A 23,859-nucleotide genomic window follows, 5' to 3' on the forward strand; every position below is an offset into this window, starting at 1 on the left:
TTGCTTCCGGCTGGAGCATCTTGCCGGGTGGGACTTGCACCCACTGGAAAGCGCCGCCTTGTCACGGCGCACGCCATTAGCGGTCGTTGCTGACCCTCTCATTCAATGTCGACAGTTCGTGGGGAAGCCGTCGTTCCAGGTCCGTCTTAGTGCTTTGCTCAACGTGGCCAGCGGTCGACTTCGCAACAGAAGCATGAATGTGAGTCGCGATGCGAAGTGGTTGTTCCCGTTGGTTGCTTGTAAGGAGCAAATTCGCACCACATCAATTTGCCGACGGCCCCTCCCCGAATAGATGCGGTTGCGAGTCGATTGCGAAACAATCCGTTTAATGCTAATGCAAATCATTCTCATTTGCATTTGTGGTGACGGTTATGTCCGAGGTCAGCATGTGGTTCCGCGAAAAGATCAGCAGGCGTGGGCTGTTGTGGGGCGGCCTGGCGGCGGCCGGAGGCTCGGCGATAGCGGGAACGGCGGCTGGCCAATCGGCCCATTCCGGCCATGGGGCCACGTCGGCCGCGGGCACTACACCGCCTCCAGCGCATTTGGCCGCCCACGGATCGATGATCACCGTCGGAGACGTGGACAACGAGCGCAACGGTTTCGATCCTTCCCGGATCGTGACGGACTGGGAAACGGGCTCGGTGTCGACGCTTCCCGACGGACGAATCCTTCGGACTTTCGAGATCGAGGCGGTTGACAAGGAAATCGAAATCGCGCCGGGGATCATGTTCCCGGCCTGGACCTACAACGGGCGGGTGCCCGGGCCTGCGCTCAGGGCGACCGAAGGCGAGCACCTGCGGATGGTCTTCCGCAACTCCGGCTCGCATCCCCACTCCATGCACTTCCACGGCATCCATGCCGCAAGGATGGACGGCGTCCCCGGTGCAGGCTTGATCGATCCGGGAGAAGAATTCGTCTACGAGTTCGATGCCAGGCCCTTCGGCTGCCATCTCTATCACTGCCATGCGCTGCCCCTGAAGCGGCATATCCACAAGGGCATGTACGGCCTTTTCGTGATCGACCCGGATCCGGCCCGCCATCCGGAGCTTGCCAATGTCGCCCGTTCCCGCTTGCTTGGCACGCCCGAGAACGCCGAATGGCAGGAATTCGCCATGGTGATGAACGGCTTCGACACCAACTTCGACAACGGGAACGAAGTCTATGCGGTGAATACCGTCGCACACGCGTACATGAAGCGGCCGATCAGGATCGTCCGCAACCGCCCAGTCCGCATCTATCTGGCCAATGTCGTCGAGTTCGATCCCATCAACTCGTTCCACTTGCACGCCAACTTCTTCGACTATTTCGAACAGGGGACGACGCTCACGCCGACCTTGAGGACGGTCGACTTGATCACTCAGGTGCAGGCGCAGCGCGGAATCCTCGAGTTTACCTACAAGGATCACGAGACCGGTCTCTACATGTTCCACCCGCATCAGTCGGAGTTCACCGAACTCGGCTGGACGGGCATGTTCGACGTGGTGGAGGCGGTCGCATGAACGAGGTCTCGCACATCGCCGCCGCCGACCCGACCGCTCCCGTCGGCTCCGGAAAATCGCGCGCCGCTTTGCTGTGGCTGATCCTGCCGCTGGCCGCCCTCGGCCTGGCGATCACCTGGCTACTGGTCTCTGACCCGCTCAGAAACTTCGGGAACGGCGCTCCGCCTGTGGAGAGCCTGACTTTCGAGCGGACGATCCTTTCGTCCGACGGCATCCGCGTCCTCGTCCGCGCCGGTGGCTCGGAGCCGATGACGATCGCCCAGGTCCAGGTTGACGACGCATACTGGCAGTTCACGCAGGAACCCGCAGGACCGCTCGCCCGCGGCGCTACGGCATGGATCCACCTGCCCTTCCCCTGGGTGCTGGGGGAGGCGCATGCCATCAACATCGTCACCAGAACCGGAGCGACGTTCGGGCACGAGATCGCGGTCGCCGTGCCTACCCCGACGCGGGATGCAAGGAGCCTCGCCTCCCAGGCGCTGCTAGGCGTGTTTGTCGGCCTTGTTCCAGTCGCCATCGGAATGATGTTTTTTCCAGCGCTGCGCGGAGTCGGCCGCAACGGCATGAATTTCCTGCTCGCCCTGACTGTCGGCCTGCTGGCGTTCCTGTTAGTCGACGCCACGGCTGAAGCTTTCGAACTGGCGGCCGAGTCCGCCGCAATATTCCAGGGACAGGTCATGGTCGTCCTCACAGCCGCTGCGAGTTTCCTCCTGCTGATGGCGGCCGGCCGCCGGGACGGAGTGCCGACCGGACTTGCGCTCGCCACCTTCATCGCGCTTGGAATCGGCCTGCACAATCTTGGCGAGGGGCTGGCCATCGGCGCTGCGTTCGCGGCAGGCGCGGCCGGATTGGGCACTTTCCTGGTGTTGGGCTTCATGCTGCACAACATCACCGAAGGCATCGGCATTTCCGCGCCGATGCTGAAAAAGCGCCCGCCTCTGTGGACCTTCGTCGGCTTGGCGCTTCTGGCGGGCGGTCCCGCCGTCATCGGACTTTGGATCGGAAGCCTGGCCTATGCGCCGCAGTGGTCGGCGTTGGCTCTCGCGGTCGGAGCGGGAGCCATTCTGCAGGTCATCGTCGAGGTCACTGCGTACCTGATGAGGTCGGACGGGAGAGGCCCTGCCGCGCTTACAGCGCCAGCCACGATGGCGGGATTGGCCGCAGGCGTTTCGTTCATGTATGTGACCGCTATGCTCGTCAAAGTCTGATCTGCCGCGGCGACAGCTTGTCCGGTCGCTCCTGCCGGATTGTCGCCTGTGAACTGCGGGCGCGGAGATCGGTTGCGGCAAATAAAAAAGGTCGGCTTGGGTCCAACGTGCGTCGCCCCGGCCACCCGGCGTAAACGACCGACAACCTTGCCGTTTGAATCGGCCGGCGAGCACAGAGCGCCGGTTCCGGACATTCGCGACCGCTCTTCACAGCGGCGCTTCGCGCCACGGTCAATCCGGCCCTCAGACCGACCGTCGCCGCCCGTCAGACCCACCCGAACAGGCCTGGCTCATTGCTTCGTGCTCGCCTCCCGGAACGCCGCCTCTCCGGCGTCCGACACCTCGGCCCACTTCTTGTCGGCCGCTGGATCCGCGGCGTAGCTGTCGTGCCAGTTCCACCACTTGTAGGTCGGGGTCTGGGGATAGCCCTCGGGCGAGTCCTCCCAGACCTCCTGCCGGCCCAGCGGGGTGATGTCGAGGTAGTTCCAGGTGCCTCCCATCTGCTCGTCGCCGCGGTTGTTAATGAAGTAGGTACGGAATACGCGGTCGCCGTCGCGGATGAACACGTTGTGGCCGTGCCACTCGTCCACGCCGAAATCGGCGTCGAAGCTGTCGGTGAGAGTGAACCACGGCATCTCCCAGCCCATCCGCGCCTTCAGCCGCGCGATATCAGCCTGGGGCGCACGCGAGACGAAGACGAGAGTGGTGTCACGGGCGTTCAGGTGGGCGACGTGGGCGACTTGGTCGGCCACCAGGGAGCAGCCGCGGCAGGCATGGTCGGGCCAGCCGAACACGCCCGGCTCGAAAAAGGCGCGGTAGACGATCAGCTGACGCCGACCGTCGAACAGGTCGAGCAGGCTCACCTTCCCGTCGGGCCCCTCGAACGCATAGGTCTTCTCCACCGCCATCCACGGCATCCGCCGCCGCTCGGCGGCCAGCGCGTCACGGGCGCGGGTCTGGGCCTTTTCCTTCACGAGCAGCCGCTCGCGAGCCGCCTCCCACGCCTGCGGCGACACCACCGGTGGTGTGTGCATGGCAGTCTGTCCGCTTTTCCGTCCGCTCTCGGCTGATGAAGTCATGGCTTTGATACCTCCTAATCTGGGCGAATTCCCGCGCCTCATGGGTGAAACGCGGTTCCATTCGCTGCTCACCGCTCGTTTTTCGGCATGAGGTAGTTTGGCACCGGAAAGCGAACAGTGGGAGTAACAAGTGTGGCGCTATTCCGATGGAGTCGCCGATTACAGCCGCGGCGTGCGCCCGAAGCGGGTGATCCCCTCGGCGCGTTGAGCCGCGTTGCGCGACGGCGCTCCTGCCGGCAGTGTCCCGGTGCGCTGACGCCATTCAAAACGTTGAGGGCAGCGTTCGAAGATTGGGCTCAAACTCAATCAGACTGGCTGCCGCCAATGGCCGAGAACCTTGCTGCCTGAACCCGTCGGCGGGAACTAGCAAAGAGCGCCAAAACGGGATATCCGACCCCTGAACGCCAGAGCGCACGTTGGCTCTGTTCTCCGCTACGATGCAGGCTGACGTCCCGTCATCAACCCCTCCAATCTACGGTCCACCGGGCTATGTCGAAGACGAACGGTGGAGATCGACTCGCGCCACGGCGTAGGCGTCAAGCGAGATGAATTGGTCGCCCAGCTGTCTTCCGGAACTTTCCATGAAGTTCGGATCGGCTGCCGCCCGCTCGAATTGGTCGGCAGCAAGAAGGGCAATGCGGGCGCTGATCGGCGTATCCGAAAGCTGCACTGATTGCTTTTTGGCAGTGAGATTCGAGAGCCACAGCGTCGTGCGCCCGTCTTTTTCGGCCGCGATCGCTGCGATGCTGTCAGCTCCGGAAGTTCCTACGGACAGCAGGGTGGCGCCGTTGAGCTTTGAGAGGCCTGCCATGACATGGAAAGCGGGATACACCATTCGGCCATCCTGTTGGTCAAACCACGGCTGCACGAAATCGGCCTTCCTATAGACGTATCCGAATGGGCCGGTGAAGTCGCCGAATGCGACGGCCTCGATTCCCTCGCGCGCGCAGGCCGCGAAATAGCCGACTGTCCAAGCCGCATTGAACAGGCCGCGCTGCCGAGGATCGATGCGGCTCAGACAGACGCGACCGTTCGCTTCATTCGGCGCAGTGGACTTTCCGTAGGGGTTCTCGCGGCAGCCGAGCTGACTGGGACCTATACGCAGGGGCAAGCGGTCGCCCATGAAAGCACGGGTAGAGCGGATCAGATGGGGGATAGCCTGAAGCGTCTCCATCACGGAGACATCATCTGCTGCGTGCACGTTTGGACAGGTGGTGAAGGTTGCGTAGTCGAGCGCTCCGCTTGGCGGACGCTTGCGGTTTAGCTCGGTGAAGTATGCGGCCATGCCGCCGCCCAGCGCCACCCCGGGGAAAGCCCGGCGGGCGGCGGCGTAGCTTTGCTCAAAGGTGGGCATCGCCGGCCACGGTGCTCCCGGCTGCACCGACTTCATGTCCTGCGCCGGAAAGACGCAGACAGCTTCTGGATTGAGGCAAAGGCTTTGGACAGCATCCGCGAGAGGCGCCAATTCGCCGAAGGGATCGAGCGTGCCCTTGGTGATGAGCTCAAGGACGACGCCAGCACCGGTCAACTGTGCCAGGGCGGTGTAACTTTCAAGCTCATCCTGGCCGTGCCCGAACCGGAGATCGACTTGGCAGACCATCCACTTGGGAGCCAATCGTCGAATGAGCTCGGGGACTTCAAGCGCGTGCTTCGCCTCGTCGGCAGCGACGCTGATGCCAATGCTGGGCACTCGACCGATGGCTCTGCCGATCGTCAGGTTAATGGATGGATTGGGGGTTTTAGACGTCCAGGCAGGGAGCGTTCCCAACAGCTGAAGTCGGACGGCCTGCGTGAATTTCTCGCCTTTCGGCAATCTGTAGGGCCGCGGGCGACGCAGGGGACGGACATAGGTTTTGTAGGAGGCGTCGGACCAATTGCGCTGATCCTCCATCTCAAAGGCGTCACCTTCCATGCTGCATGTGGCCCAGACTCCAGGCGCGATCTCGTGCGAAAGCGCGCGAATGTCGGTGAACGGACATCTAGGATCGATGTAGTCCGGAAAAATCGAGACCTCTTCGCGACCGTCCCCGTGCAGCACCTTTACCGGCTTGCCGGCCAAACCCTCGATCGGATGCAGCACGACGAAGCCGGTTCTGTTGGTCAATACGTCAGTTTCGGGCTCTGCCTCCACCACAAACGACAGCGCACCGTCGCTCCTGCCTGCGATCCGCGCCTGGTAGACCAGGCGACCGCACGCACCCGCGCATGTTCCACGGTAGGCGACGCTGAACGCATCCGGCTTTTCATTGATCTGGAGGTCATCGAGAACGGGCGTCTCGGTTCCCCAGTTCTCGTCCCGTACGAGAAATGAGATCCCGCGCAGAATCTCGACCCCGCCGATACGCACATAGCGTATCGCCCCATTGTCAAACTCGACCGACAAGGGTCCCGCGCGCAGTGTCCGCAACTGCGGATCGACCTGTTTGGTCCCACATAAGCGGATTGCTCGAGATGCTGCCGTGGTCAAATCGCTCTCTCGGTCTTGGCGTCGAAAATCGAGGCCCGGTTCATGTTGATGTCGATCGGCAGCCTCTCGCCGGGACGACTGACGTCATGCGCCTGCAGTTCCGCCATCACCGGTGCGCCGGCCAGGCGGAAGGTCGCATAGCTGCGCGAGCCGGTCGGCTGCAGCAGGTCGATCGTTGCGTCGTAGCGAAACGTGCCCTGCGCAGGTGTCGCAGCATGCGCGCGCGTCAGATGTTCTGGCCGCAGTCCAAGCAGCACCGCCTGTCCGTCAACGGCGCCATTCAGGCTCCGGCCAGGGGCGACCGGAAGCAGCGTCTCGGAGAGCCGGATGGCGGCAGCGCTGCCGTCCAACTTTAGCGTGCCCGGCAGGAAGCTCATGCGCGGCGAACCGAGAAAGCCAGCGACAAAGGTCGAGGCGGGGCGCTCGAACAGCTCGAGCGGCGCGCCCTGCTGCTCGATCACCCCGTCGCGCATCAGCACGATGCGGTCAGCCAAAGTCATCGCCTCGATCTGGTCATGGGTGACGTAGATCATGGTTGTGGCGATGTCCTGGTGAAGGCGCTTGATCTCGCCGCGCATCTCGTCGCGAAGCTGCGCGTCGAGGTTGGACAGCGGCTCGTCGAACAGGAAAATGCGCGGGCTGCGGACGATGGCGCGGCCGATGGCGACGCGCTGCCGCTGCCCGCCGGACAATTGGCGCGGAAAGCGCCCGAGCAGCGGGGTGATGCCAAGCATGCGGGCCGCCTCGGCGACGCGCGCCTCCACCTCCGATTTCGGCATTTTTCGTGCCTTCAGGCCGAAGCCAATGTTTTTCGCCACGTTCATGTGGGGATAAAGCGCATAGTCCTGGAACACCATCGCCACGTCACGGTCGCGCGGTCGGAAATCGTTGACCACTTCGCCGCCGATCTCGATCGTGCCTTCCGAACTCTCCTCCAGCCCTGCGATGGTCCTCAAGAGCGTACTCTTGCCACAGCCGGACGGGCCGACCAGCACGGTGAACTCGCCGTCGCGAATGACTAGGTCTATGCCGCGCACGGCATGGAAAGCGCCGTAGCGCTTGTGCAAGCCGGTGATCCTGACTTCGGCCATGCCGACCCTTTCTATCCGCGAACAGCGCCGAGCGTGAGCCCGCGCACCAGATGTCGTTGGGCAAGTACTCCCAGTGCGATCGACGGCACGAGGGAGACGATGGCCAGGGCTGCCGCCTCGCCATATTGCGCACCCTGGAAACCGATGAAGGCGCGAAACACCGTTGGCAGCGTGAAAGCCGTGCGGCTGGTCAAAATCAGCGCGAAGAAGAACTCCGTCCAGCAGGCGATGAAGGCGAAGACCGCCGCCGCGACGATGCCTGGCGCGGCGAGCGGCACGGCGACGCGCCAGAACGCCTCCCAGCGCGTGCAGCCGTCGACAAGGGCCGCCTCCTCCATCGATTTCGGCATGCCGCGGAAATAGGCGAACATCATCCATACCGACACCGGCAGCGTGAACACCGTATAGGCGATGATCAGGCCGATATGCGTGTCGTAGAGGCCAACGCCGCGGTAGATCAGGAACACCGGCAGCACGATGCCGATGGGCGGCAGGAAGCGCTGCGACAGCACCCAGAACGACAGATGCCGGCCGCCGGTGTTGTAGCGCGCCAGGCTGTAGGCCATCAGCGTGCCGAACAGGGCCGAGAGCACCGTTGCCGACAGCGAGATGATCAGGCTGTTGATCAGCCCGTCGAGGCCGCGATATGCGAACAGCGCGGCTTCATAGTGGACAAGGGTGGGTGCGGTTGGGAACCAGACCGGCGGCACGCTGAGATAGTCGTCGCTCGGCTTGATCGAGGTGTTGAACATCCAGTAGAGCGGCCACAACACGAAGACCAGGAAGGAGCCGAGCAGCAGGATGCGGCCGACCGGTATCGACCGGCGTTTCGGGCGACGGACAGGCGCGACGGCCGCCATCAGACCGGCTCCGTCTTCAAAAGCCGTCGCACCAGCAGCATCACCACGAGCGCGGTGAAGATCAGGAACAACCAGCTTCCGGCGGTCGCCTGCGACAGGTGGAACTGGGTGAAGCCGACGGTGTAGAGATAGTAGGAGGCGGTGTAGGTCCGCGTGCCTGGCCCGCCGCCTGTCATGATGAAAATAGTATCGAACATGCGGATTGCATCGAGCAGCCGAAAGGTCAGCGCCAGCAGCATCATTGGCGCGAGGTGCGGCAGGGTTATCGCCCAGAACGCCTGCCAGGCATTGACCCCGTCGAGTTCCGCCGCCTCGTAAAGGTTCGGGGGAATGGCGGTAAGCCCGGCGAGCAGGATGACGAACATGAACGGTGTCCACTGCCAAACATCGGCGATAATCAGCGAAAAATAGAGCCATGGCGATTCGGTCATCCAGCCGATTGTCACCTCCTGCCCCAGAAGTTGCGTCAAAATGTAGTTGGTCGGCCCGAAAGGCCGCTGCAGCAGCAGCGTCCAGGCCTGGCCGACGATAACCGGGCTGATGAACAGCGGCACGATCAGGATCGACATGATCACGCCGCGGCCCGGAAAGCTGCGAACCATGGTCAGCGCCACCAGAAGGCCGAGAACGAATTCGATAGCGACGCTAATCCCCGAGAGCCACGCTGTCAGCCAAAGCGACCAGCGCGCGACGGGATCGAACACGACGCGCTCGAAATTCTTCAATCCGACAAAGGCGTGGCCCGGCACCTGGAAATCATAGTTGATGAAAGACACGACCAGCGAGAACAGCAGCGGATAGACCGACAGCGCCAGGATCAGCAGCACTGCTGGCGCTACCAGCAGCCATTTGAAGTGGCGGTCCGCCCATTGTGCGAAGCCCGACAGTCGTGGCGGGGCGCCAGCGGCCTTCAAGCGACTGATGGTTGCGGTAGGCTGCATCGATTACATCCCAAAACCTGCCTGACGGTTGCGACAGGTGTTGCGGACCAAGCGCCCGCAACACCGATTTTGATCAAGAAACCGGCCTGCGCCGCGACGCAGGCCGAGGTTCACAGGGTGACCGCCATACCGAGCTTCTCCACCGTGTTGTCGGCAGTAGCGCCCGGCAGTTTCAGGAACTCGGTGTAGAATGCCTTCTGCGAATCGACGCCGAGCCGGTCGGTCGTCTCATTCCACTCGGCCGCCGCTGTTTCTAGCGACGCCTTCGGATCCGCACCGGCCCACACAGCCGTGCACATGCGGTCGATGCTCAGGAAATAGTCCTGCGCGCCGGGCATGATCGGGTCGAGGAGACCGACATTGGCCGAGCTGTTAAGATTGCTCAGGTACTCCTTGGCGCTCGGGAACAGCGCGCCGTAAAGCTCGGATTTGAAGTGGGAGATGCGGTAGGGATCGCGCAGGGCGTAGGGCAGCATGCAGCGCGCAAGCGAGACGGGCGGTGAGCAGACCCACTGCATGAACAGGTAGGCCGCTTCGGGGTTAGCCGAATCCGCCGACAGCGCCTTGTTGAAGCCGGTCGCATGTTCAGGATTGCCGGGCACGACGGCATAGCCGACCTTGCCGGCGATCTGTGATTGCGGGATGAAGTTGATTGCAGTAGCCGACTGCGAATAGTTCGCGGCCATGCGGCCAGACGGCGGCCAGGAGTAGATCATCGCTACCTTGCCGGTCAGGAACGCCGCCCACAGCGAGACGGCGTCGAGTTCATTGTTGCCGGGGATAGACGCCGCATTGGCTGCAATCATGTTTTGCAGCGTCTTCACGCCAGCATCTGAAACCAAGCCGGCTTTCATGTCATCGCCGAACAGTTTTCCACCGTTGGCGCGGTACTGTTGCAGAAAGTCGAACTGATTGCCGGGACTGCCCGCCTTGCGGAAATGGCCTGCGCCGTAAACGTTCGGCGCCATCTGGTCGGTGATGAACTGGGCGATCTGGGCATATTCCTCCCAGGTCTTCGGCGGCGCCAGCTTGGCATTGAACTTGGCCTGGTAGGCCTCCACCATCTTCGGATCCTCGAAGATGTCCTTGCGGTAGTAGAGAGCGAACATGTCGCCGTCGTCGAAGAAGCCCCAGATCTTGCCCTTGTAGGTCGGCAGCGCCTTGTAGAGCGGATGATAGTCCTCGAGGTCGGCCGGGTTCATGTATTTGGCGATGTAATCGTCGAGGGGTGCGATGACACCGCCATCGGCTAGCGAGGGCGTCCAGGCTGGCGAGATGTCGAGGACGTCATAGGCGCCTGAGCCGGCAATGTGCTCGGCAACGGCCTTGGAGTACTGGTCCGGGTTCGACAGTTCGACCACGTTCGACTTCATGCCCGTAAGCTGCTCCCACATCGGTCCACTGAAATTGCGCGGATCGAGAGCCTGCAGGCCGACCTCGTAGGTCATGTTCAGCGTGACACCCGAATGCGCCTTGGCGGCCTCGACGGCGCGGAAGGCGGAACCATCCGCCGGGCCTTCCATCGACGCCTTCATGGCCGCCGCCTGTGCCTGGCCGAGCGGCGAACCGGCGTCTGCCAGTTCGAGCTTCTGCTGCGCCAGCGCCCAATCCGTCATCATGGCGAGCATCGGTCCGGACGCCGCCAGCATGCCGGTCATCTGGCCGAAGCGGGTTATGAAGGTTCGGCGGGTGGTCTCGCCGCGCATAAAGGCGTCGACCTCTGCTTCGAGGCCTGCCTGAAAGTCACGCTTGTCATGATCGTTCATAGTGCTTGGTCCTCCCATTTTCGTTTGCCTTCACTCGTCCGCGGGCGCGGCGATCGAGTGTTTCTCCCGTGAAGCCGCCGCGAAGCCTGTGGCGGCGCGCCGAATTCTTGACTCCTACGTCCCGAAGCAGGCAGCGAAACCGGCCAGCCGATTCTTCCATGCCTCGCTTGAAAGCACCTCGCGATTGACCACGCCGCGCGGCTCGCGGCCGTGCTGGACCTCGATGACCGCCTTCACGTCGGCGTCACCGTTGCCGGCAAAACACTGGTCGGTCCAACAGAGCGCATGCGGCGTCAGGATAACGTTGTCGAGCCTGAGGATCGGGTCGTCGGCTTCCGGCGGCTCCTGCTCCAGCACGTCGAGCCCCGCGCCGGCGATGCGGCGTTTCTGCAGCACTTTCGTCAGCGCCTTTTGGTCGACGATCGGGCCGCGTGCGGTGTTGATCAGGTAAGCCGTCCGCTTCATCAGGGCGAGCCGCTCGGCATTGACGATGTGGCGGGTCTGAGGCGTCAGCGGACAGCTCACCGACAGCACGTCGGCACGGCGGAACAGATCCTCCAGCCCGACCAGTTCGATGCCCAGTTCGGCGGCGACCTTGCTGTCAGCGAATGGATCATGGGCGATGAATTTCATGTCGAAGGGCTTGGCCATGCGAAACACCTCGGCGCCGATGTTGCCAATGCCGAGCGATCCCAGTGTCCGCCCGACGAGGCCGACGCCCATATGCTCCGAACGCCTGTCGAATCCATAAGGTCCCTTGCGGGTCAGCGCGTCCTTCGTGAGCAGTTTGCCGGTCAGTGCCAGCATGAAGGTAATTACGGATACGGCGACCGGCCGTCGCACGCCGTCGGGCGTGATGACCAGGGCGATGCCGGCGGCGGTACAGGCCTCGACGTCGACGGTATCGTAGCCGACCCCGAAACGGGCAACGACGGCCAGGCGGCCGCTCTTCGGGACACTGGTCGCATCGAATCGATGGGTGAGCAGGATCAGCGCATCGAAGTCCTCAAGCTGTTCGGCGCGCAGCGGATTGTTCGATTCCAGGAACGCCATCTCGACGCCGGGCGCATTGCGCAGCGGCTCCAGGTCGAAGTCGGGATAGGTCGGCGAGCCGTCCGGCTTGCGGAAATCACCGGAGAGCGCCACCCTGAACGTTGCGTTGGCCATCGTCTCCTCCGCCTCACTCGCACCCGGTCCGGATCTTTGAGACCGCGTCGGCCATCGCATCGTGCAGGACCCAGACATCGCCCGAATAGCAGATGAAATCGAAGCCTTGCGCGTAAAATTCGTGACCTTGCTTGACGCTGGGTACCAGGCGTCCAAGCGATTTGTTGTGCTTCTTGGCGGCCGCAACAATCTTGTCCATTGCGGTGGTGAAGGTGGGATGGGCGAAGTCGCCGGGAATGCCGAGTGAGACCGACAGATCGAAATGTCCGACCCATAGACAATCGACCCCGTCCAGTCCCGCGATGCCGTCGATGTTCTTGACGCCGTCGGCGGTCTCGATCAGGCAGATGAACACCGAGCGCTGGTTGGCAGCTTCGAATTTGTCTTTGACCGAACCCGGACGGTAGCGGTCATGCGCGATCTGCAGCGCTACGCCGCGCGCGCCTGCAGGATGGTATTTCATCGAATTGATGATGTGCTGCGCCTGTTCGACCGTACTCACCATCGGCGCGATCAGGCCTTCAGCGCCCACGTCCATGGCGCGGCCGAGGAAATGATAGTCCTGCGACGGCACACGCACCATAACCGGCAGGTCGGCCGCCTCGAAATAGCGGATCGCGCTCTTCACCGTTTCCAAGCTGAAGCCCGAATGCTCCATATCAAAGAAGACGAAGTCGCAGCCGGCGGACTTCAAAATGTGCCCAATTCCCGGCGTCGCGAACTCGGCGACGAGCGTGCCGAGCTTGACCCGCCGGTGCGCGGCCAACGCCTTAAGACCTGCCTCTGACATGCACTTCCTCCCCTTCGCCCAAAGAGCGCAATCCGACTATGCTTTCTTCAAGTCGTAGCCTCGAGAACGAGGTTGCAGATCGTCACCAACTTGGTGTCGACGAGCGGCGCGCTATGCGTGTTGAATTCACCGAAATGAGCCGTCCGGCAGTGTTCGTCGAAGGCGGCCTCGCTATCGTAAATCTCGTAGAGCACGACCCGGTCCGGTTCGCCGCGCGCCTCCGTCACGTCAAAGCGGCGGCAGCCGACCTCGTTGCGCACCGACGCGCTCGCATTGGCGTCGACGAGCTTTCGGAAGCTGTCTCGGGCGCCCGGCTTGAGGCGGAAATCGACCCAGACAACGTAGCCGGTCATCCCTTGGGCCTCGCGATTTCCAGATAGCGCTTAGACACATATTCCAGATGCCTGCGCATCGCCGCTTCGGACCGGTCCGGATCGCGCGCGGCGATCGCCTCGAATATTTCGCGATGGGCCTCGTAGGCTTTGCGGTCTTCACCTTCGGCCAAAGTCGTCCGCCGCTGTTCGAGCAGCCATTCGGCTAACGCCGCATGGATAGCCGTGAAGATTCGATTGCGGGTGATCACCGCCAGCACGTAGTGGAAGTCCACGTCCGTGCGTTCGAAGCGCGTGAGGTCGCCGATCGACTGCCGGTTCATTTCGAGCGCCTCCCTGAGGCTTTCAATGTCCTCTGGCGTGGCATTCACAGCGGCGTTGCGGGCAAGCCCGACCTCGAAAAATAAACGCGCACTCTGGAAGTCGTGAACCCCGCCCGGGGCCGAAATCATGTGCCGCGCCGGCCCTGAGAGGGCGTCGATTACGAACTGGGGCGTAGGGCGGGTGACCCGGGCACGCTCACCGGATCTCACCTCGACAAGGCCCATCTTGCTCAGATGCAGCAGCGCCTCACGGATTGAAGGACGCCCGACCCCGAACTGCCGCATGAGTTCCCGTTCCGACGGGAGCCGGTCGGCCTCGGCCAGTTCTCCCTTGCGGATCATCCGCTCGAGGTGCTCTGCAACCTCGTCCGAAAGCTTCCGTTGTTTGATCAGAACCCCAATCACTTGGCATACCTTTTATACCAGTCCGTCACGCTATTGCCATAGTGCCCCTGTGTCAAACACAACTCATATCGACAGACGCCCGTCTTCAAGCGCAAGCAACTTGCTCCCTAGCTGAGCGATCAGCCACAGCGCAGGGTGCCAACATTGTCAGTTCGCGTCAGGTATCATTTCCGGTCGAACGAGATTGGGGCGCGGTCACTGCCTCCCTTGAATGCCCTCTTTGGAGCGGCAGGATGGGGATACTGCTTCGGGTCAACCTGCGTCATCCCCGCTATCGGCTACAAACGTCCGAGGAGGTCCGAACTCGATCGCTGAGAATATTTGGGTTCCGATCCGAGAGCGTCGCGCGTCCAATGGAAGCGCAAAGGACGCTTTTTGAACTTTGCGCATGATCCTTTCCGAACCGAAGGTCAGCACAGCAAAAGCCAGTACCGGCTTCCGGGCTCAGGCGCCAGGCAGTCTGAACCGGTATTCCGTCACATGGTGGTAGATCTGGCCCGGCCATAGTGTGGCCTGTGGGAAATACGGCCGGTTCGGCGCGTCCGGCCAGACCTGCGGCTCCAGGCAGAAGCCCGAAAAAGCCTTGTAATGACGTCTCTCGAGCCCCGGCGAAGGCGGCGCCAGATACTGGCCGGTATAGAGTTGGACGCCCGGCTCCGTGGTCCAGAGCTCCATCTCGACGCCGGAATTCGCTCCCTGCGCCCATGACGCCAGCTTGAGCGGCCCGCGCGTCGGGGCAAGGCAGAAATTCTGGTCGTAGGGGAGTTGGCTGCCCTCACTCTCCATGCGCAGCGGCCGCGCCTGGCGGAAATCGAAGGGCGTGCCGTCGACCGGCTTCACCACGCCGGTCGGGATCAGGTCGCCATCGACCGGAAGATAGGCGCCGGCGTTCAGCATCAGCCGGTGGTCGAGGATGTCGCCGGCGCCGCCGTCATCCAGGTTGAAGTAGGAGTGCTGGGTGAGGTTGCACAGCGTCGGCTCCTCGCAGGTGGCGGTCATCTCGACGCTGAGCGTGCCGGGGATTTTCAGCCTGTAGGTGCAGGTCACGTCGAGCGCGCCGGGGAAGCCCATCGTGCCGTCGGGATCATGCAGCGTCAGCGTGACAAAATCCTTGCCATGCAGCGAAACCTCCCAAGCCCGGTGGGAAAAACCTTGCGAGCCGCCATGCAGCGTGTGCTTGTCGAGGAAGTTGCGCTCGGTCTGGTAGCGCTGGCCGGCGATGGTGAAGCGGCCATCGCGGATGCGGTTGGCATAGCGCCCGACGACGGCGCCGAAGAAGGCCGTGTCCGTCTCATAGGGTGCGAAACTGCTATAGCCGAGCACCAGCGGCGCATCGTGCCCGGCCAGGCGCAGATCCTGGATGATGGCGCCCAGCCCGATGATGTTGGCGGTGAGGCCGCCGCCGCGGATGCTGAAGCGGCGGATGGCCTCGCCCGCTTGCGTCGTGCCAAAAACCTCGCCGTCCTTCATCGCCATGTCCGAAACGCCAGTTGGTTGATCGATCCCGGCTGGCCGCCTTCGGCCGGCTTGGGTCTGTTGACAGTCAACAGGCCCTGCCCGATCAGAGGCCGAGGCCGCCGATGCAGACATATTTGGTGTCGAGATAGTCCTCGATGCCTTGATGTCCGCCTTCCTTGCCGAGGCCCGATTCCTTGACGCCGCCGAACGGCGCCTCAGGCGTGGTGATGAGGCCTTCATTGACGCCGACCATGCCGTATTTCAGCCCTTCCATGACCCGGAAGGCGCGGCCGAGATCGCCGGTGTAGAAATAGCAGGCGAGGCCGAATTCGGTGTCGTTGGCGAGTGCCACGGCTTCCTCTTCGGTTTGGAACTTGAACACCGGCGCGACCGGGCCAAAGATCTCTTCCTTCATGAAGCGCATCTTCGGCGTCGCATCGGCGATCACCGTCGGCTGGAAGAACGAACCGCCCAGCGCATGGCGCTTGCCGCCGGCGACGACCTTGCCGCCCTTGGCGGTAGCGTCGGCGATCAGTTCCTCGACCTTTTCCACCGCCTTCTCGTCGATCAGCGGCCCCTGCTGCACGCCGTCATCGAGGCCGGAACCGACCTTCAGCCCGTTGCTGGCGGCAGCGAGCTTTTCGACGAACTTGTCGTAGACGCCGGCTTGAACCAGGAAGCGATTGGTGCAGACGCAGGTCTGGCCGGAATTGCGGTATTTGGCGGTGATGGCGCCGGCGACGGCACGCTCGATGTCGGCGTCGTCGAAGACGAGGAACGGCGCGTTGCCGCCGAGCTCCATCGACACTTTCTTGACGGTGACGGACGACTTCTGGATCAGGATCTTGCCGACCTCGGTCGAGCCGGTGAAGGTGATCTTCTTGACCAGCGGGTTGGCGCAGATTTCGTCGCCGATCTCGCCGGCGGCGCCGGTCAGGATGTTGATGACACCCTTGGGGAAGCCGACTTCCTCGGCGAGCGCGCCCCAGGCGAGGCCTGAATAAGGCGTCTGCGAGGCCGGCTTGACCACCGCGGTGCAGCCGGCGGCAAGTGCTGGGCCGAGCTTGCGGGCCAGCATCGAGGACGGGAAATTCCACGGCGTGATGGCGGCGATGACGCCGACAGGCTCCTTGGTCACCAGGATGCGGCGGTCCGCCCAGGGCGACGGCACGACATCGCCATAGGTACGGCGGCCTTCTTCGGCGAACCACAATATGTAGGACGCGGCCGAACCGATCTCGCCCTTCGATTCGAACAGCGACTTGCCCTGCTCGATGGTGAGCAGTTCGGCCAGCACATCCTGATTGTCCATCATCGCGTCATGCAGCTTGCGCAACAGCTTCGAACGCTCGAGCGCGGTGGTCTTGCGCCATGTCTTGAAGGCGGCGTCGGCGGCTTCGATGGCGCGGCGCGTCTCGACCTTGCCCGACTTCGGCACGGTGCCGATCTTGAGGCCGGTGGCCGGATTGTTGACGTCGACCGTCTGGCCGCTATCGGCCTGCACCCACTCGCCATTGATGAGATTGGCCTGGCGCATGAAATGGCTGGTTTTCTGAAGCATGGTCTAGCCTCCGTTCGGCGCGCTGACGGGCCGCTATCTGGATTTCTTTAACGGGCGTGCGCACTGGCATCGATGCCGGCACGCCTGGAGCCACTGCTCTTTACCTAGGGCAAGCCCCGCAATCAATCGCAAGATGGCATATAGGGTTTGGGCCAGCCAAAGCGAGGCCGATTTGCGCCCCAAATTGCTATCCAAACACGTTGCTATCCAAACACGTGGACCACCACCGTCAGCCAAAAGGCCGTGGTGACGACAGCGCAGGCGGTGGCGATGGTCATCTGGTTCGATGCCAATGCCTGGCCGGTGTTGAACTGCGTCGCGATCAGGTAGGAATTGACCCCGGATGGCAGCGCGGCGGCCACGACCGCGACCTTCGCTGACAGCGGCGGCAGGCCGAACAGCCAGACCAGGCCGAGCGCGACGGCCGGCATCAGCATCAGCTTCAGCGCCGACAGCGCCAGCGCCGGCCGCACGTTGCCGGAGATGCCGAAACGGCACAGGCCAAGCCCCATGGCAAACAGCGCGACCGGTCCGGCGATATTGGCCAGCGCGTCGACCAGCCGGACGGCCAGCGCCGGCAATGGCAGGCCGGTGATACGCCATACCCATCCGGCCAGGATGCCGATGATCAGCGGATTGGAGAGCAGCTTTCGAAAGAAGCGCCGGATGATGCGCAGCGGATGCACATGCTCGTCACCGCGGCCAAAGATTTCAAACAGGATGATCGACGCCATGATCATCGTCGGCAGATGCACGGAAATCAGCAGCGACAGCACTTCGAACCCACTTGGCCCGAATGTGCCGAGGACGAATGGAATGCCGAGCAGGACGAGATTGGAAAAAGCCGACGACACGCCGCCGACGACCCCCGCACGCGCGTCGCGCCCGAACACCCGCGTGATGACCAGGTGGCCTGCGGCCCATGTGACTGCGGCCGCCGCGAAATAGGCTCCCCAGAACAACCAGGGCGCGGTGCCATGGAAATCGGCGTTGACCATGGTGCGGAACAGAAGCAGCGGCATCGCCACCCCGACGGCGAATTCGGCGATGGCCTCGCCCGCCTCGGCCTTCAGATAGCCGGTGAGCCCGGCCAGATAGCCGAGCGCGACAAGGCCGAAGACAAAAAGGACGGTTTCGATGAGTGGAGACATTTTTCTCCTGATAGGCGAGCCGGCATTGCAGCGCAATCGCCCCGCCTTGCGAAGCGGCCTGCCCTCGCCAACAACCGGGCTTGGTCATGCCTTGTTTTTCAGCCGGCTTTGCCGTCCCTATATGCGGTCACCGGAACCCACCTCCGGTGACCGGAAAAGGACGCCTGATGCTTCGATCTGTGCTGGCTCTATTGCTGCTCGTCATTCCCGCCGCGGCCCATGCGACCGAAGCCGGCTGGGCGCTGTTGCGCGACGGCGGACATGTCGTGCTGCTTCGCCATGCCATGGTCACAGGCACCACCGATCCGGCGAATTTCGACATCGAGAAATGCACCACCCAGGTCAATCTCTCGGTGCGCGGCAAGCAGCAGGCGCGCAAGATCGGCGCGCTGTTCGACGCCCGCGCAGCGCCGGTCGAGCGCGTGCTGTCCAGCCGCTATTGCCGCAGCCTCGACACGGCCCGCACGGCTTTCAGAGAAGAGCCCGAACCCTTCGCCCCGCTTGACCTGCTGAAGACCGACGCCAGCGAGAAAGCCGCCCAGCTCGAGGCGGTCATGAACGAGATCCGCGCCTATTCCGGCTCCGACAATGTGGTCATGGTCACCCATCTGGAAAACATAATGGCGCTCACCGGCATCTCGCCGCGCGAAGGCGAAGCCGTGATCGTCGAGCCGCAAGGCGACGGCCTGCGCGTGCTCGGCCGCGTCACCTTTTAATCTGCGCATTGGGTCACGGCTTCCCCTTCAATTTTCTCCGAAGGAAGGCGGAGAAGGGTCGAACCCGGTATTCCGCTTACTCGCGAACGGCTTTCAGTGCGAGCGTCGCCTGCTGGAGCTGCGTTAGTCAGTCGGAGGCTAATGGTATTTTTAATGGAACGCTAATATACATGGATGCTCGAACGGGCGGCGGCCTGCCAAACTTGAGGAATGCCATGCGAAGATTCATCTTCACGGCAATGTGTATCGCCGCCGCAACAGCCGCTAGCGCCCATGATTGGTACGAAGACAAGGTTGACCCGCAGACGAAATTCCGGTGTTGCGGTGGTTCTGATTGCCGTGCCATACCTCGGTCTTCGGTGCAGTCCAGGATCGACGGTGGTTACACTTACTTGCCGCATAATTTCAACATCCCACGGGACCGTGTGCAGGAATCCCCAGACGGCCAATACCATATCTGCGAGAATACCTATGTCGTAACTAATCAGCTGTATTGGCGCTGCTTTTTCGCACCTCGTGCCACGGTCTCTCTACTTCTCCCACGTTAAGGTAAATATTGCGCGTCGCTGCCGGGATCGACATCGGCAAGGTGCGCAGCTGTGGCAAATTCGGTCGCGCCGCCCGCTGCCCTGAACGGACGTTCGCGTTCGCTACACGGGAAAGCATTCTATAGCGGATTGTCCGGTCCTGGCGCACCTGGCTCGTTCCAGCAACCACTGCGGATGACGGCTAACTACCCGCTACCTAGCGTTAGATTTCGCACTTGCAGCCACGCATCGATACGGAGCTTCCATGCCTCGATCATGTGCGCGAACGCGTCCTCCGTCAGCTCGGACAGATACGATCTTCCTGCCGTGCTCAAGGCAATGAAAGTGTAGGCAATCGACGCCTCCGTGCCTCCGTCAGCGGTCGGGCGGCAGGCCACCTCGACAAATCCGAAACGCGAATCCGGCGTCACCCGGACATAGCGGATGCGATGCGCCAAGGGGTCCCAGTCCGTGCAGGCCCAGAGCGTGGTCTCATCACCGTGAGCGGTCCTGAAGACCATGCCCTGGCGCGTCTCCCCGTCTTGTGGATGCAGAAATTCCGGATCCCAGCCGTCCACCCACAGGGTCTCCCCAGTCGGCGTGAACAGCGGAAAGACGCGGTCGACCGGCCCCGAAAGCACGATGCTATGAGTGCGCTCAAGATGGTTCGTCACTCGTCCTCCCCGCTCGTTTCCGAAAAACGGTGGCTGTCTGCTGCACTGAGCTCCAGCCCGTAGATGCGCTTCAATTGGCCGATTGTTTCCAGGGTCGTCGGGGAAAACGGCGTCTGGCCTTCGAAGGCATGCAGCACGATGCCCTCGATGAGGTCACCCAGGCTCATGTCGCGATGCTCGGCCAAGGCCTTGAGCACCTTCACCAATCGTTTTTCCAGGCGCACCCCGGTCTGCACGCGTTCTATCATTCTCACATTTTACCATGGTACGTTGGTACCAACAACCACTTGCCCCGGGCCAATCGTAGGTGTTGCAAAAATACCACCGCTGAAAGAAGCCGCGTCCAGCCACAACTATGCAGCTTGCGACAACCGGTCGCAGCGGCTATAGGCGCGCTCCCGGTCACGAAAACCGAAGCGAGCACAAAGGTTGGAGCTTTTGCCTCCGCCCGCGCAGGCGGCATTGCCGACCTGTGTACGGCGCCGTTTCGGGGATTGGGATCGCGGATGTAGCTCAGCGGAAGAGCGCCGGACTTGGTCCGGAGGTCGGGGGTTCAATTCCCTTCATCTGCACTTCGGATAGCTCAGTTGGTTAGAGCATCAGATCGATAATCTGACTGTCGAAGGTTCAAATCCTTCTCCATTGGCCTCGAAAGCCAGCACCTTCAGGTGGTGTTATCTGAAACGGTCCGGGGACTGGAATGCGAAAGACCTGACGGACGGCCCACGCCCTTGGGCGCGGGCCGGACCCGAAAGTCTGACGCCATCGGCTCGCGGCCAGGCCCGCGGTGACGATCAAGGCGCACCAATGCCGGCAAGGGAGGTCAAGGCCTCCGGCGCCCGCTTCGGTGCCTCGCGATCCGCTCCCGAAGGCCCGCCACGGGCGGATGCCACCGGTCCCCGGATCATTCGTGCCCGGAGTGAAGCAAGAAGCGACGTGAAACGAGAAACGAAAGGACGATCGACGCATGATTTGACGCCTCGGAAGGGGCCATGCCCGACAGGAGTGAAGACCATGACGACCATTCTCGATAGGATTCTTGGGCGCGAGCGCGTCCTCGTAAGGGAAAACGAACGTGCCATCACGCTCTACAAGGGTGAGATCAAGGCTGTTCTGGTGCCGGGCGAGCATTGGCTCGCCAACCGGCGTCGGAGCCTTGAAGTGTCGCGGCACGATCTGAAGAACCCGGAATTCGTTTCGGCGTACGAGAAGGCGTTGTTCGACAAGCTCCCGGATGCGGCCGCGCGTCATTTCACCGTCGTTCGCACCGGGCGCACGGAAGTTGCAGTCATCGAGCGTGACGGCGGCCTCCATGCCGTTCTGGCGCCGGACCGCAAGCTCGTCCTGTGGACGGATGCCGGACCGTGGAAGGTGACGGTGATCGATACCGCCACTGACCTCGCGATCGATCCGGCTGTGATGCGCCGGCTCGGCCAGGCCCGAAAGGCGGAGCTGATGTCCGTCCATCCGGTCGTGGACGGGCAGGCCGGACTGCTGTTCGTCGACGGCGCCCTCGTGCGGACGCTGACGGCGGGCGTGCACGGCTTCTGGAACGTCGGGCGCATGGTGCAGATCAAGGTCGTCGACCTCAAGCGCCAGTCGCTCGACGTCGCCGGGCAGGAAGTGCTGACCAAGGATCGTGTCACGATCCGCGTCAACATCGCCGCCGAATACCGTGTCGTCGATGCGGTGCAGGCGGTGAGTGCTGTGAAGGACTTCTCCGAAGCCCTCTACCGCGCCCTGCAATACACCTTCCGCAAGACGCTTGGCGCGCTGACGCTCGATCAGATCCTCGAAAAGAAGGTGACGGTCGATGAGGAAGCCGCCGGGAAGGTCCGTGCCGACATGGCCGAGATCGGGATAGAGGTCAGCGATATCACCCTCAAGGATGTCATCCTGCCGGGCGAGATGCGCGAGATCCTCAACCAGGTGGTGTCGGCCGAGAAGCAGGCCGAGGCCAACGTCATCCGCCGTCGCGAGGAGACGAACGCCACGCGTTCGCTGCTCAACACGGCCAAGGTGATGGCCGAGAACCCGGTGATGCTGCGGCTGAAGGAGCTCGAAGCTCTGGAAACCATCGCCGGCAAGGTCGAGCGGCTGACCGTCCACAACGGAACGGGCGGGCTGCTGAACGACCTGGTCAAGCTCCGCGACAGCTGAGCGGAAGCAACATCATGGGAAGGGTCGCCGGGCCAACTGGCGGCTCTTCTTGCGTTTACGAAGTGGGTATCCCATCTGCGCCCGGCGTTCAGGTCTTTTCCTGCCCGGAAAAACCGATTAGACAGCGCCCAAACACATGCGGACAGATTCCGCCCGCAACCGAAGGAAAAGCCCTTGTCCACCACGTTCGACAAAGTCGCCAAGATCATCGCCGACACCAGTGAGATTGATATCGACACGATCACCCCTGAAAGCCACACTATCGACGATCTCGGCATCGACAGCCTCGACTTCCTCGACATCGTCTTTGCCATCGACAAGGAATTCGGCATCAAGGTGCCGCTGGAAAAGTGGACGCAAGAGGTCAATGACGGCAAGGCCTCGACCGACGAATACTTCGTCATGAAGAACCTGTGCGCCAAGATCGACGCACTGGTCATGGCCAAGAACGCCTAAAATGGTTCGTTTTCAAGCCTGACCCACAATAGCCGCCCATGAACGCCCACGACGTCGTCATATCAGGCATCGGCCTTGTCTCTTCGCTGGGAGAAGGCCCGGATGCGCATTGGCGCAAACTCGTCCAGCCCGGCCTGGAACCGGTGCTCGAAGCCGCGCGCTTCTCGCCCTACACCGTCCACCCGCTGCCGGAGATCGACTGGAATCTGCAGATCGCCAAGCGCGGCGACCAGCGGCAGATGGAAACCTGGCAGCGGCTCGGCACCTACGCCGCCGGCATGGCGCTGGACGACGCCGGCATCAAGGGCAATGACGAACTCTGCACGACCATGGACATGGTGGTGGCTGCCGGCGGCGGCGAGCGCGACGAGGCGGTCGACGCCGATATTCTCGCCGCCTCGGAAAGCCGCAACGACCGCGACGTGCTGCTCAACGAGAAACTGACAACCGAATTGCGGCCGACGCTGTTTCTGGCGCAGCTTTCCAACCTGCTCGCCGGCAACATCTCGATCGTCCACAAGGTGACCGGCTCGTCGCGCACCTTCATGGGCGAGGAAGGCGCCGGCGTTGCCGCCGTCGAGACGGCCGCCGCGCGCATCCGCTCCGGCCAGTCGACGCATATACTGGTCGGCGGCGCGTTCCAGACCGAACATTCCGACATGCTGCTTGGCTACGAATTGGCCGGCTACCTGCATCGCGGCCCCTGGAGACCGGTCTGGCAGAGACAGGGCCTGGACGGCGGCGGCGTGGTGACTGGGTCAGGCGGCGCGTTTCTCGTCCTGGAACAGCGCGAACATGCGATCAGCCGCGGGCGAAAGATCTATGCCGAACTCGGCCCGGTCATATCCGGACGCGCAAAACGCCGGCAGGGCGAACTCGATGGCGAGATTGCCGCGCTGCTCAGGCAGGCGGCATTGCCGAACGGCGAGTTGCTGACGATTTCAGGCGCTTCGGGTGCCCATGCCGCTACTGCTGCCGAGAAATCGGCGCTCGACGCCAATCCGGCGATTGCCGCACGCGGCTTTTCGACGCTGACCGGCCACATGAAGGAAGCGCAGTTTCCCTTCGCCGTGGCGCTGGCGGCACTGGCTGTCGAACGCAAGGCCGCCTACCCGGCATTTGACGCCGCCACCGAAAAGCCGTTCGACGGCGTTCCCAGGACCGTCCTTGCAACGGCAATCGGCTATCACCAATTCGAAGGTTTGGCGTTGGTCAACGCCGCCTAGAG

At 62.7% G+C, this 23,859-nt stretch carries 21 protein-coding genes and 2 tRNA genes; 8 read left to right on the forward strand and 15 right to left on the reverse strand.

Going from position 1 to position 23,859, the window contains the following annotated elements:
• Positions 1 to 371 precede the first annotated feature (371 nt).
• A complete protein-coding gene (locus AC0L3N_RS21370) occupies positions 372 to 1,499 on the forward strand; it encodes a multicopper oxidase domain-containing protein (protein WP_473549398.1) in 1,128 nt (375 codons plus the stop codon).
• Positions 1,496 to 2,707 (forward strand): ZIP family metal transporter, encoded by a 1,212-nt coding sequence (locus tag AC0L3N_RS21375; protein ID WP_473549399.1) that lies wholly within the window; start codon positions 1,496 to 1,498, stop codon positions 2,705 to 2,707. Before AC0L3N_RS21370 ends, AC0L3N_RS21375 begins: the two co-directional genes overlap by 4 nt.
• Before the next feature lie 290 nt (positions 2,708 to 2,997).
• On the opposite strand, the gene AC0L3N_RS21380 is transcribed toward AC0L3N_RS21375, so the two are convergent.
• From AC0L3N_RS21380 to AC0L3N_RS21440, 13 genes are all read right to left on the reverse strand, one after another.
• Complete coding sequence (locus AC0L3N_RS21380; protein ID WP_473549400.1) at positions 2,998 to 3,786, reverse strand: DUF899 domain-containing protein; 789 nt, start codon at positions 3,784 to 3,786, stop codon at positions 2,998 to 3,000.
• A 487-nt stretch (positions 3,787 to 4,273) separates the two neighbouring features.
• Positions 4,274 to 6,253 (reverse strand): D-apionate lactonase family protein, encoded by a 1,980-nt coding sequence (locus AC0L3N_RS21385; RefSeq protein WP_473549401.1) that lies wholly within the window; start codon positions 6,251 to 6,253, stop codon positions 4,274 to 4,276.
• Positions 6,250 to 7,344: an ABC transporter ATP-binding protein gene (locus AC0L3N_RS21390; protein ID WP_473549402.1), complete on the reverse strand. Its 1,095-nt coding sequence runs from the start codon at positions 7,342 to 7,344 to the stop codon at positions 6,250 to 6,252. Before AC0L3N_RS21390 ends, AC0L3N_RS21385 begins: the two co-directional genes overlap by 4 nt.
• Before the next feature lie 11 nt (positions 7,345 to 7,355).
• Positions 7,356 to 8,204, reverse strand: a complete 849-nt coding sequence (locus AC0L3N_RS21395; protein WP_473549403.1) for a carbohydrate ABC transporter permease — start codon at positions 8,202 to 8,204, stop codon at positions 7,356 to 7,358.
• Positions 8,204 to 9,145, reverse strand: a complete 942-nt coding sequence (locus tag AC0L3N_RS21400) for a carbohydrate ABC transporter permease (protein ID WP_077383818.1) — start codon at positions 9,143 to 9,145, stop codon at positions 8,204 to 8,206. Before AC0L3N_RS21400 ends, AC0L3N_RS21395 begins: the two co-directional genes overlap by 1 nt.
• A gap of 110 nt (positions 9,146 to 9,255) precedes the next feature.
• Entirely contained in the window at positions 9,256 to 10,911 is a 1,656-nt protein-coding gene (locus AC0L3N_RS21405) for an extracellular solute-binding protein (RefSeq protein WP_287063789.1), read from the reverse strand.
• Between the two features lie 114 nt (positions 10,912 to 11,025).
• Entirely contained in the window at positions 11,026 to 12,078 is a 1,053-nt protein-coding gene (locus AC0L3N_RS21410) for an NAD(P)-dependent oxidoreductase (RefSeq protein WP_473549405.1), read from the reverse strand.
• Positions 12,079 to 12,091: 13 nt separating this feature from the next.
• A complete protein-coding gene (locus AC0L3N_RS21415) occupies positions 12,092 to 12,868 on the reverse strand; it encodes an HpcH/HpaI aldolase family protein (RefSeq protein ID WP_473549406.1) in 777 nt (258 codons plus the stop codon).
• Between the two features lie 47 nt (positions 12,869 to 12,915).
• The gene (locus AC0L3N_RS21420) at positions 12,916 to 13,221 is read right to left on the reverse strand and encodes a putative quinol monooxygenase (RefSeq protein WP_473549407.1); all 306 of its coding nucleotides are present in this window, start codon (positions 13,219 to 13,221) and stop codon (positions 12,916 to 12,918) included.
• Positions 13,218 to 13,928: a transcriptional regulator NanR gene (nanR, locus tag AC0L3N_RS21425; protein ID WP_473549408.1), complete on the reverse strand. Its 711-nt coding sequence runs from the start codon at positions 13,926 to 13,928 to the stop codon at positions 13,218 to 13,220. The genes AC0L3N_RS21420 and nanR overlap by 4 nt, the downstream gene beginning before the upstream one ends.
• A gap of 444 nt (positions 13,929 to 14,372) precedes the next feature.
• Positions 14,373 to 15,404 carry an aldose epimerase family protein gene (locus AC0L3N_RS21430; protein WP_473529949.1) on the reverse strand — a complete coding sequence of 344 codons (1,032 nt, stop codon included), beginning with the start codon at positions 15,402 to 15,404 and terminating at the stop codon, positions 14,373 to 14,375.
• Between the two features lie 85 nt (positions 15,405 to 15,489).
• A complete protein-coding gene (locus AC0L3N_RS21435) occupies positions 15,490 to 16,947 on the reverse strand; it encodes an NAD-dependent succinate-semialdehyde dehydrogenase (protein ID WP_473549409.1) in 1,458 nt (485 codons plus the stop codon).
• 203 nt (positions 16,948 to 17,150) lie between these two features.
• Positions 17,151 to 18,098, reverse strand: coding sequence for an AEC family transporter (locus tag AC0L3N_RS21440; protein ID WP_123150521.1), 948 nt, complete (start codon positions 18,096 to 18,098; stop codon positions 17,151 to 17,153).
• Positions 18,099 to 18,265: 167 nt separating this feature from the next.
• On the opposite strand from AC0L3N_RS21440, the gene AC0L3N_RS21445 reads away from it, so the two are divergent.
• Entirely contained in the window at positions 18,266 to 18,814 is a 549-nt protein-coding gene (locus AC0L3N_RS21445) for a histidine phosphatase family protein (protein ID WP_473549410.1), read from the forward strand.
• A gap of 733 nt (positions 18,815 to 19,547) precedes the next feature.
• Here the strand turns inward: AC0L3N_RS21445 and AC0L3N_RS21450 are convergent.
• Complete coding sequence (locus tag AC0L3N_RS21450) at positions 19,548 to 20,015, reverse strand: hypothetical protein (protein WP_473549411.1); 468 nt, start codon at positions 20,013 to 20,015, stop codon at positions 19,548 to 19,550.
• Positions 20,012 to 20,251: a hypothetical protein gene (locus AC0L3N_RS21455; RefSeq protein WP_244602997.1), complete on the reverse strand. Its 240-nt coding sequence runs from the start codon at positions 20,249 to 20,251 to the stop codon at positions 20,012 to 20,014. Before AC0L3N_RS21455 ends, AC0L3N_RS21450 begins: the two co-directional genes overlap by 4 nt.
• Positions 20,252 to 20,517: 266 nt before the next feature.
• Between AC0L3N_RS21455 and AC0L3N_RS21460 the strand changes: the two genes are divergently transcribed.
• The 5 genes from AC0L3N_RS21460 (at position 20,518) to AC0L3N_RS21480 (ending at position 23,857) form a co-directional block, all read left to right on the forward strand.
• Positions 20,518 to 20,587: transfer RNA gene (locus AC0L3N_RS21460), tRNA-Gln, on the forward strand.
• 5 nt (positions 20,588 to 20,592) lie between these two features.
• Positions 20,593 to 20,661: transfer RNA gene (locus AC0L3N_RS21465), tRNA-Ile, on the forward strand.
• A gap of 368 nt (positions 20,662 to 21,029) precedes the next feature.
• Positions 21,030 to 22,175 carry a slipin family protein gene (locus tag AC0L3N_RS21470; RefSeq protein WP_165848752.1) on the forward strand — a complete coding sequence of 382 codons (1,146 nt, stop codon included), beginning with the start codon at positions 21,030 to 21,032 and terminating at the stop codon, positions 22,173 to 22,175.
• Positions 22,176 to 22,349: 174 nt separating this feature from the next.
• Positions 22,350 to 22,631 carry an acyl carrier protein gene (locus AC0L3N_RS21475; protein WP_123150518.1) on the forward strand — a complete coding sequence of 94 codons (282 nt, stop codon included), beginning with the start codon at positions 22,350 to 22,352 and terminating at the stop codon, positions 22,629 to 22,631.
• 38 nt (positions 22,632 to 22,669) lie between these two features.
• Positions 22,670 to 23,857: a beta-ketoacyl-ACP synthase gene (locus tag AC0L3N_RS21480; protein WP_123150517.1), complete on the forward strand. Its 1,188-nt coding sequence runs from the start codon at positions 22,670 to 22,672 to the stop codon at positions 23,855 to 23,857.
• Positions 23,858 to 23,859 lie beyond the last annotated feature (2 nt).

It is taken from the genome of Mesorhizobium sp. WSM4807 (genome assembly GCF_055811615.1).

What these genes read in the sequence shown, in the direction of transcription:
- AC0L3N_RS21370 (WP_473549398.1), top strand. Translation starts at nt 372, where the DNA reads ATGTCCGAGGTCAGCATGTGGTTCCGCGAAAAGATCAGCAGGCGTGGG.
- AC0L3N_RS21375 (WP_473549399.1), top strand. Translation starts at nt 1,496, where the DNA reads ATGAACGAGGTCTCGCACATCGCCGCCGCCGACCCGACCGCTCCCGTC.
- AC0L3N_RS21380 (WP_473549400.1), bottom strand. Translation starts at nt 3,786, where the DNA reads ATGACTTCATCAGCCGAGAGCGGACGGAAAAGCGGACAGACTGCCATG.
- AC0L3N_RS21390 (WP_473549402.1), bottom strand. Translation starts at nt 7,344, where the DNA reads ATGGCCGAAGTCAGGATCACCGGCTTGCACAAGCGCTACGGCGCTTTC.
- AC0L3N_RS21395 (WP_473549403.1), bottom strand. Translation starts at nt 8,204, where the DNA reads ATGGCGGCCGTCGCGCCTGTCCGTCGCCCGAAACGCCGGTCGATACCG.
- AC0L3N_RS21400 (WP_077383818.1), bottom strand. Translation starts at nt 9,145, where the DNA reads ATGCAGCCTACCGCAACCATCAGTCGCTTGAAGGCCGCTGGCGCCCCG.
- AC0L3N_RS21405 (WP_287063789.1), bottom strand. Translation starts at nt 10,911, where the DNA reads ATGAACGATCATGACAAGCGTGACTTTCAGGCAGGCCTCGAAGCAGAG.
- AC0L3N_RS21410 (WP_473549405.1), bottom strand. Translation starts at nt 12,078, where the DNA reads ATGGCCAACGCAACGTTCAGGGTGGCGCTCTCCGGTGATTTCCGCAAG.
- AC0L3N_RS21415 (WP_473549406.1), bottom strand. Translation starts at nt 12,868, where the DNA reads ATGTCAGAGGCAGGTCTTAAGGCGTTGGCCGCGCACCGGCGGGTCAAG.
- AC0L3N_RS21420 (WP_473549407.1), bottom strand. Translation starts at nt 13,221, where the DNA reads ATGACCGGCTACGTTGTCTGGGTCGATTTCCGCCTCAAGCCGGGCGCC.
- AC0L3N_RS21430 (WP_473529949.1), bottom strand. Translation starts at nt 15,404, where the DNA reads ATGGCGATGAAGGACGGCGAGGTTTTTGGCACGACGCAAGCGGGCGAG.
- AC0L3N_RS21435 (WP_473549409.1), bottom strand. Translation starts at nt 16,947, where the DNA reads ATGCTTCAGAAAACCAGCCATTTCATGCGCCAGGCCAATCTCATCAAT.
- AC0L3N_RS21440 (WP_123150521.1), bottom strand. Translation starts at nt 18,098, where the DNA reads ATGTCTCCACTCATCGAAACCGTCCTTTTTGTCTTCGGCCTTGTCGCG.
- AC0L3N_RS21445 (WP_473549410.1), top strand. Translation starts at nt 18,266, where the DNA reads ATGCTTCGATCTGTGCTGGCTCTATTGCTGCTCGTCATTCCCGCCGCG.
- AC0L3N_RS21470 (WP_165848752.1), top strand. Translation starts at nt 21,030, where the DNA reads ATGACGACCATTCTCGATAGGATTCTTGGGCGCGAGCGCGTCCTCGTA.
- AC0L3N_RS21480 (WP_123150517.1), top strand. Translation starts at nt 22,670, where the DNA reads ATGAACGCCCACGACGTCGTCATATCAGGCATCGGCCTTGTCTCTTCG.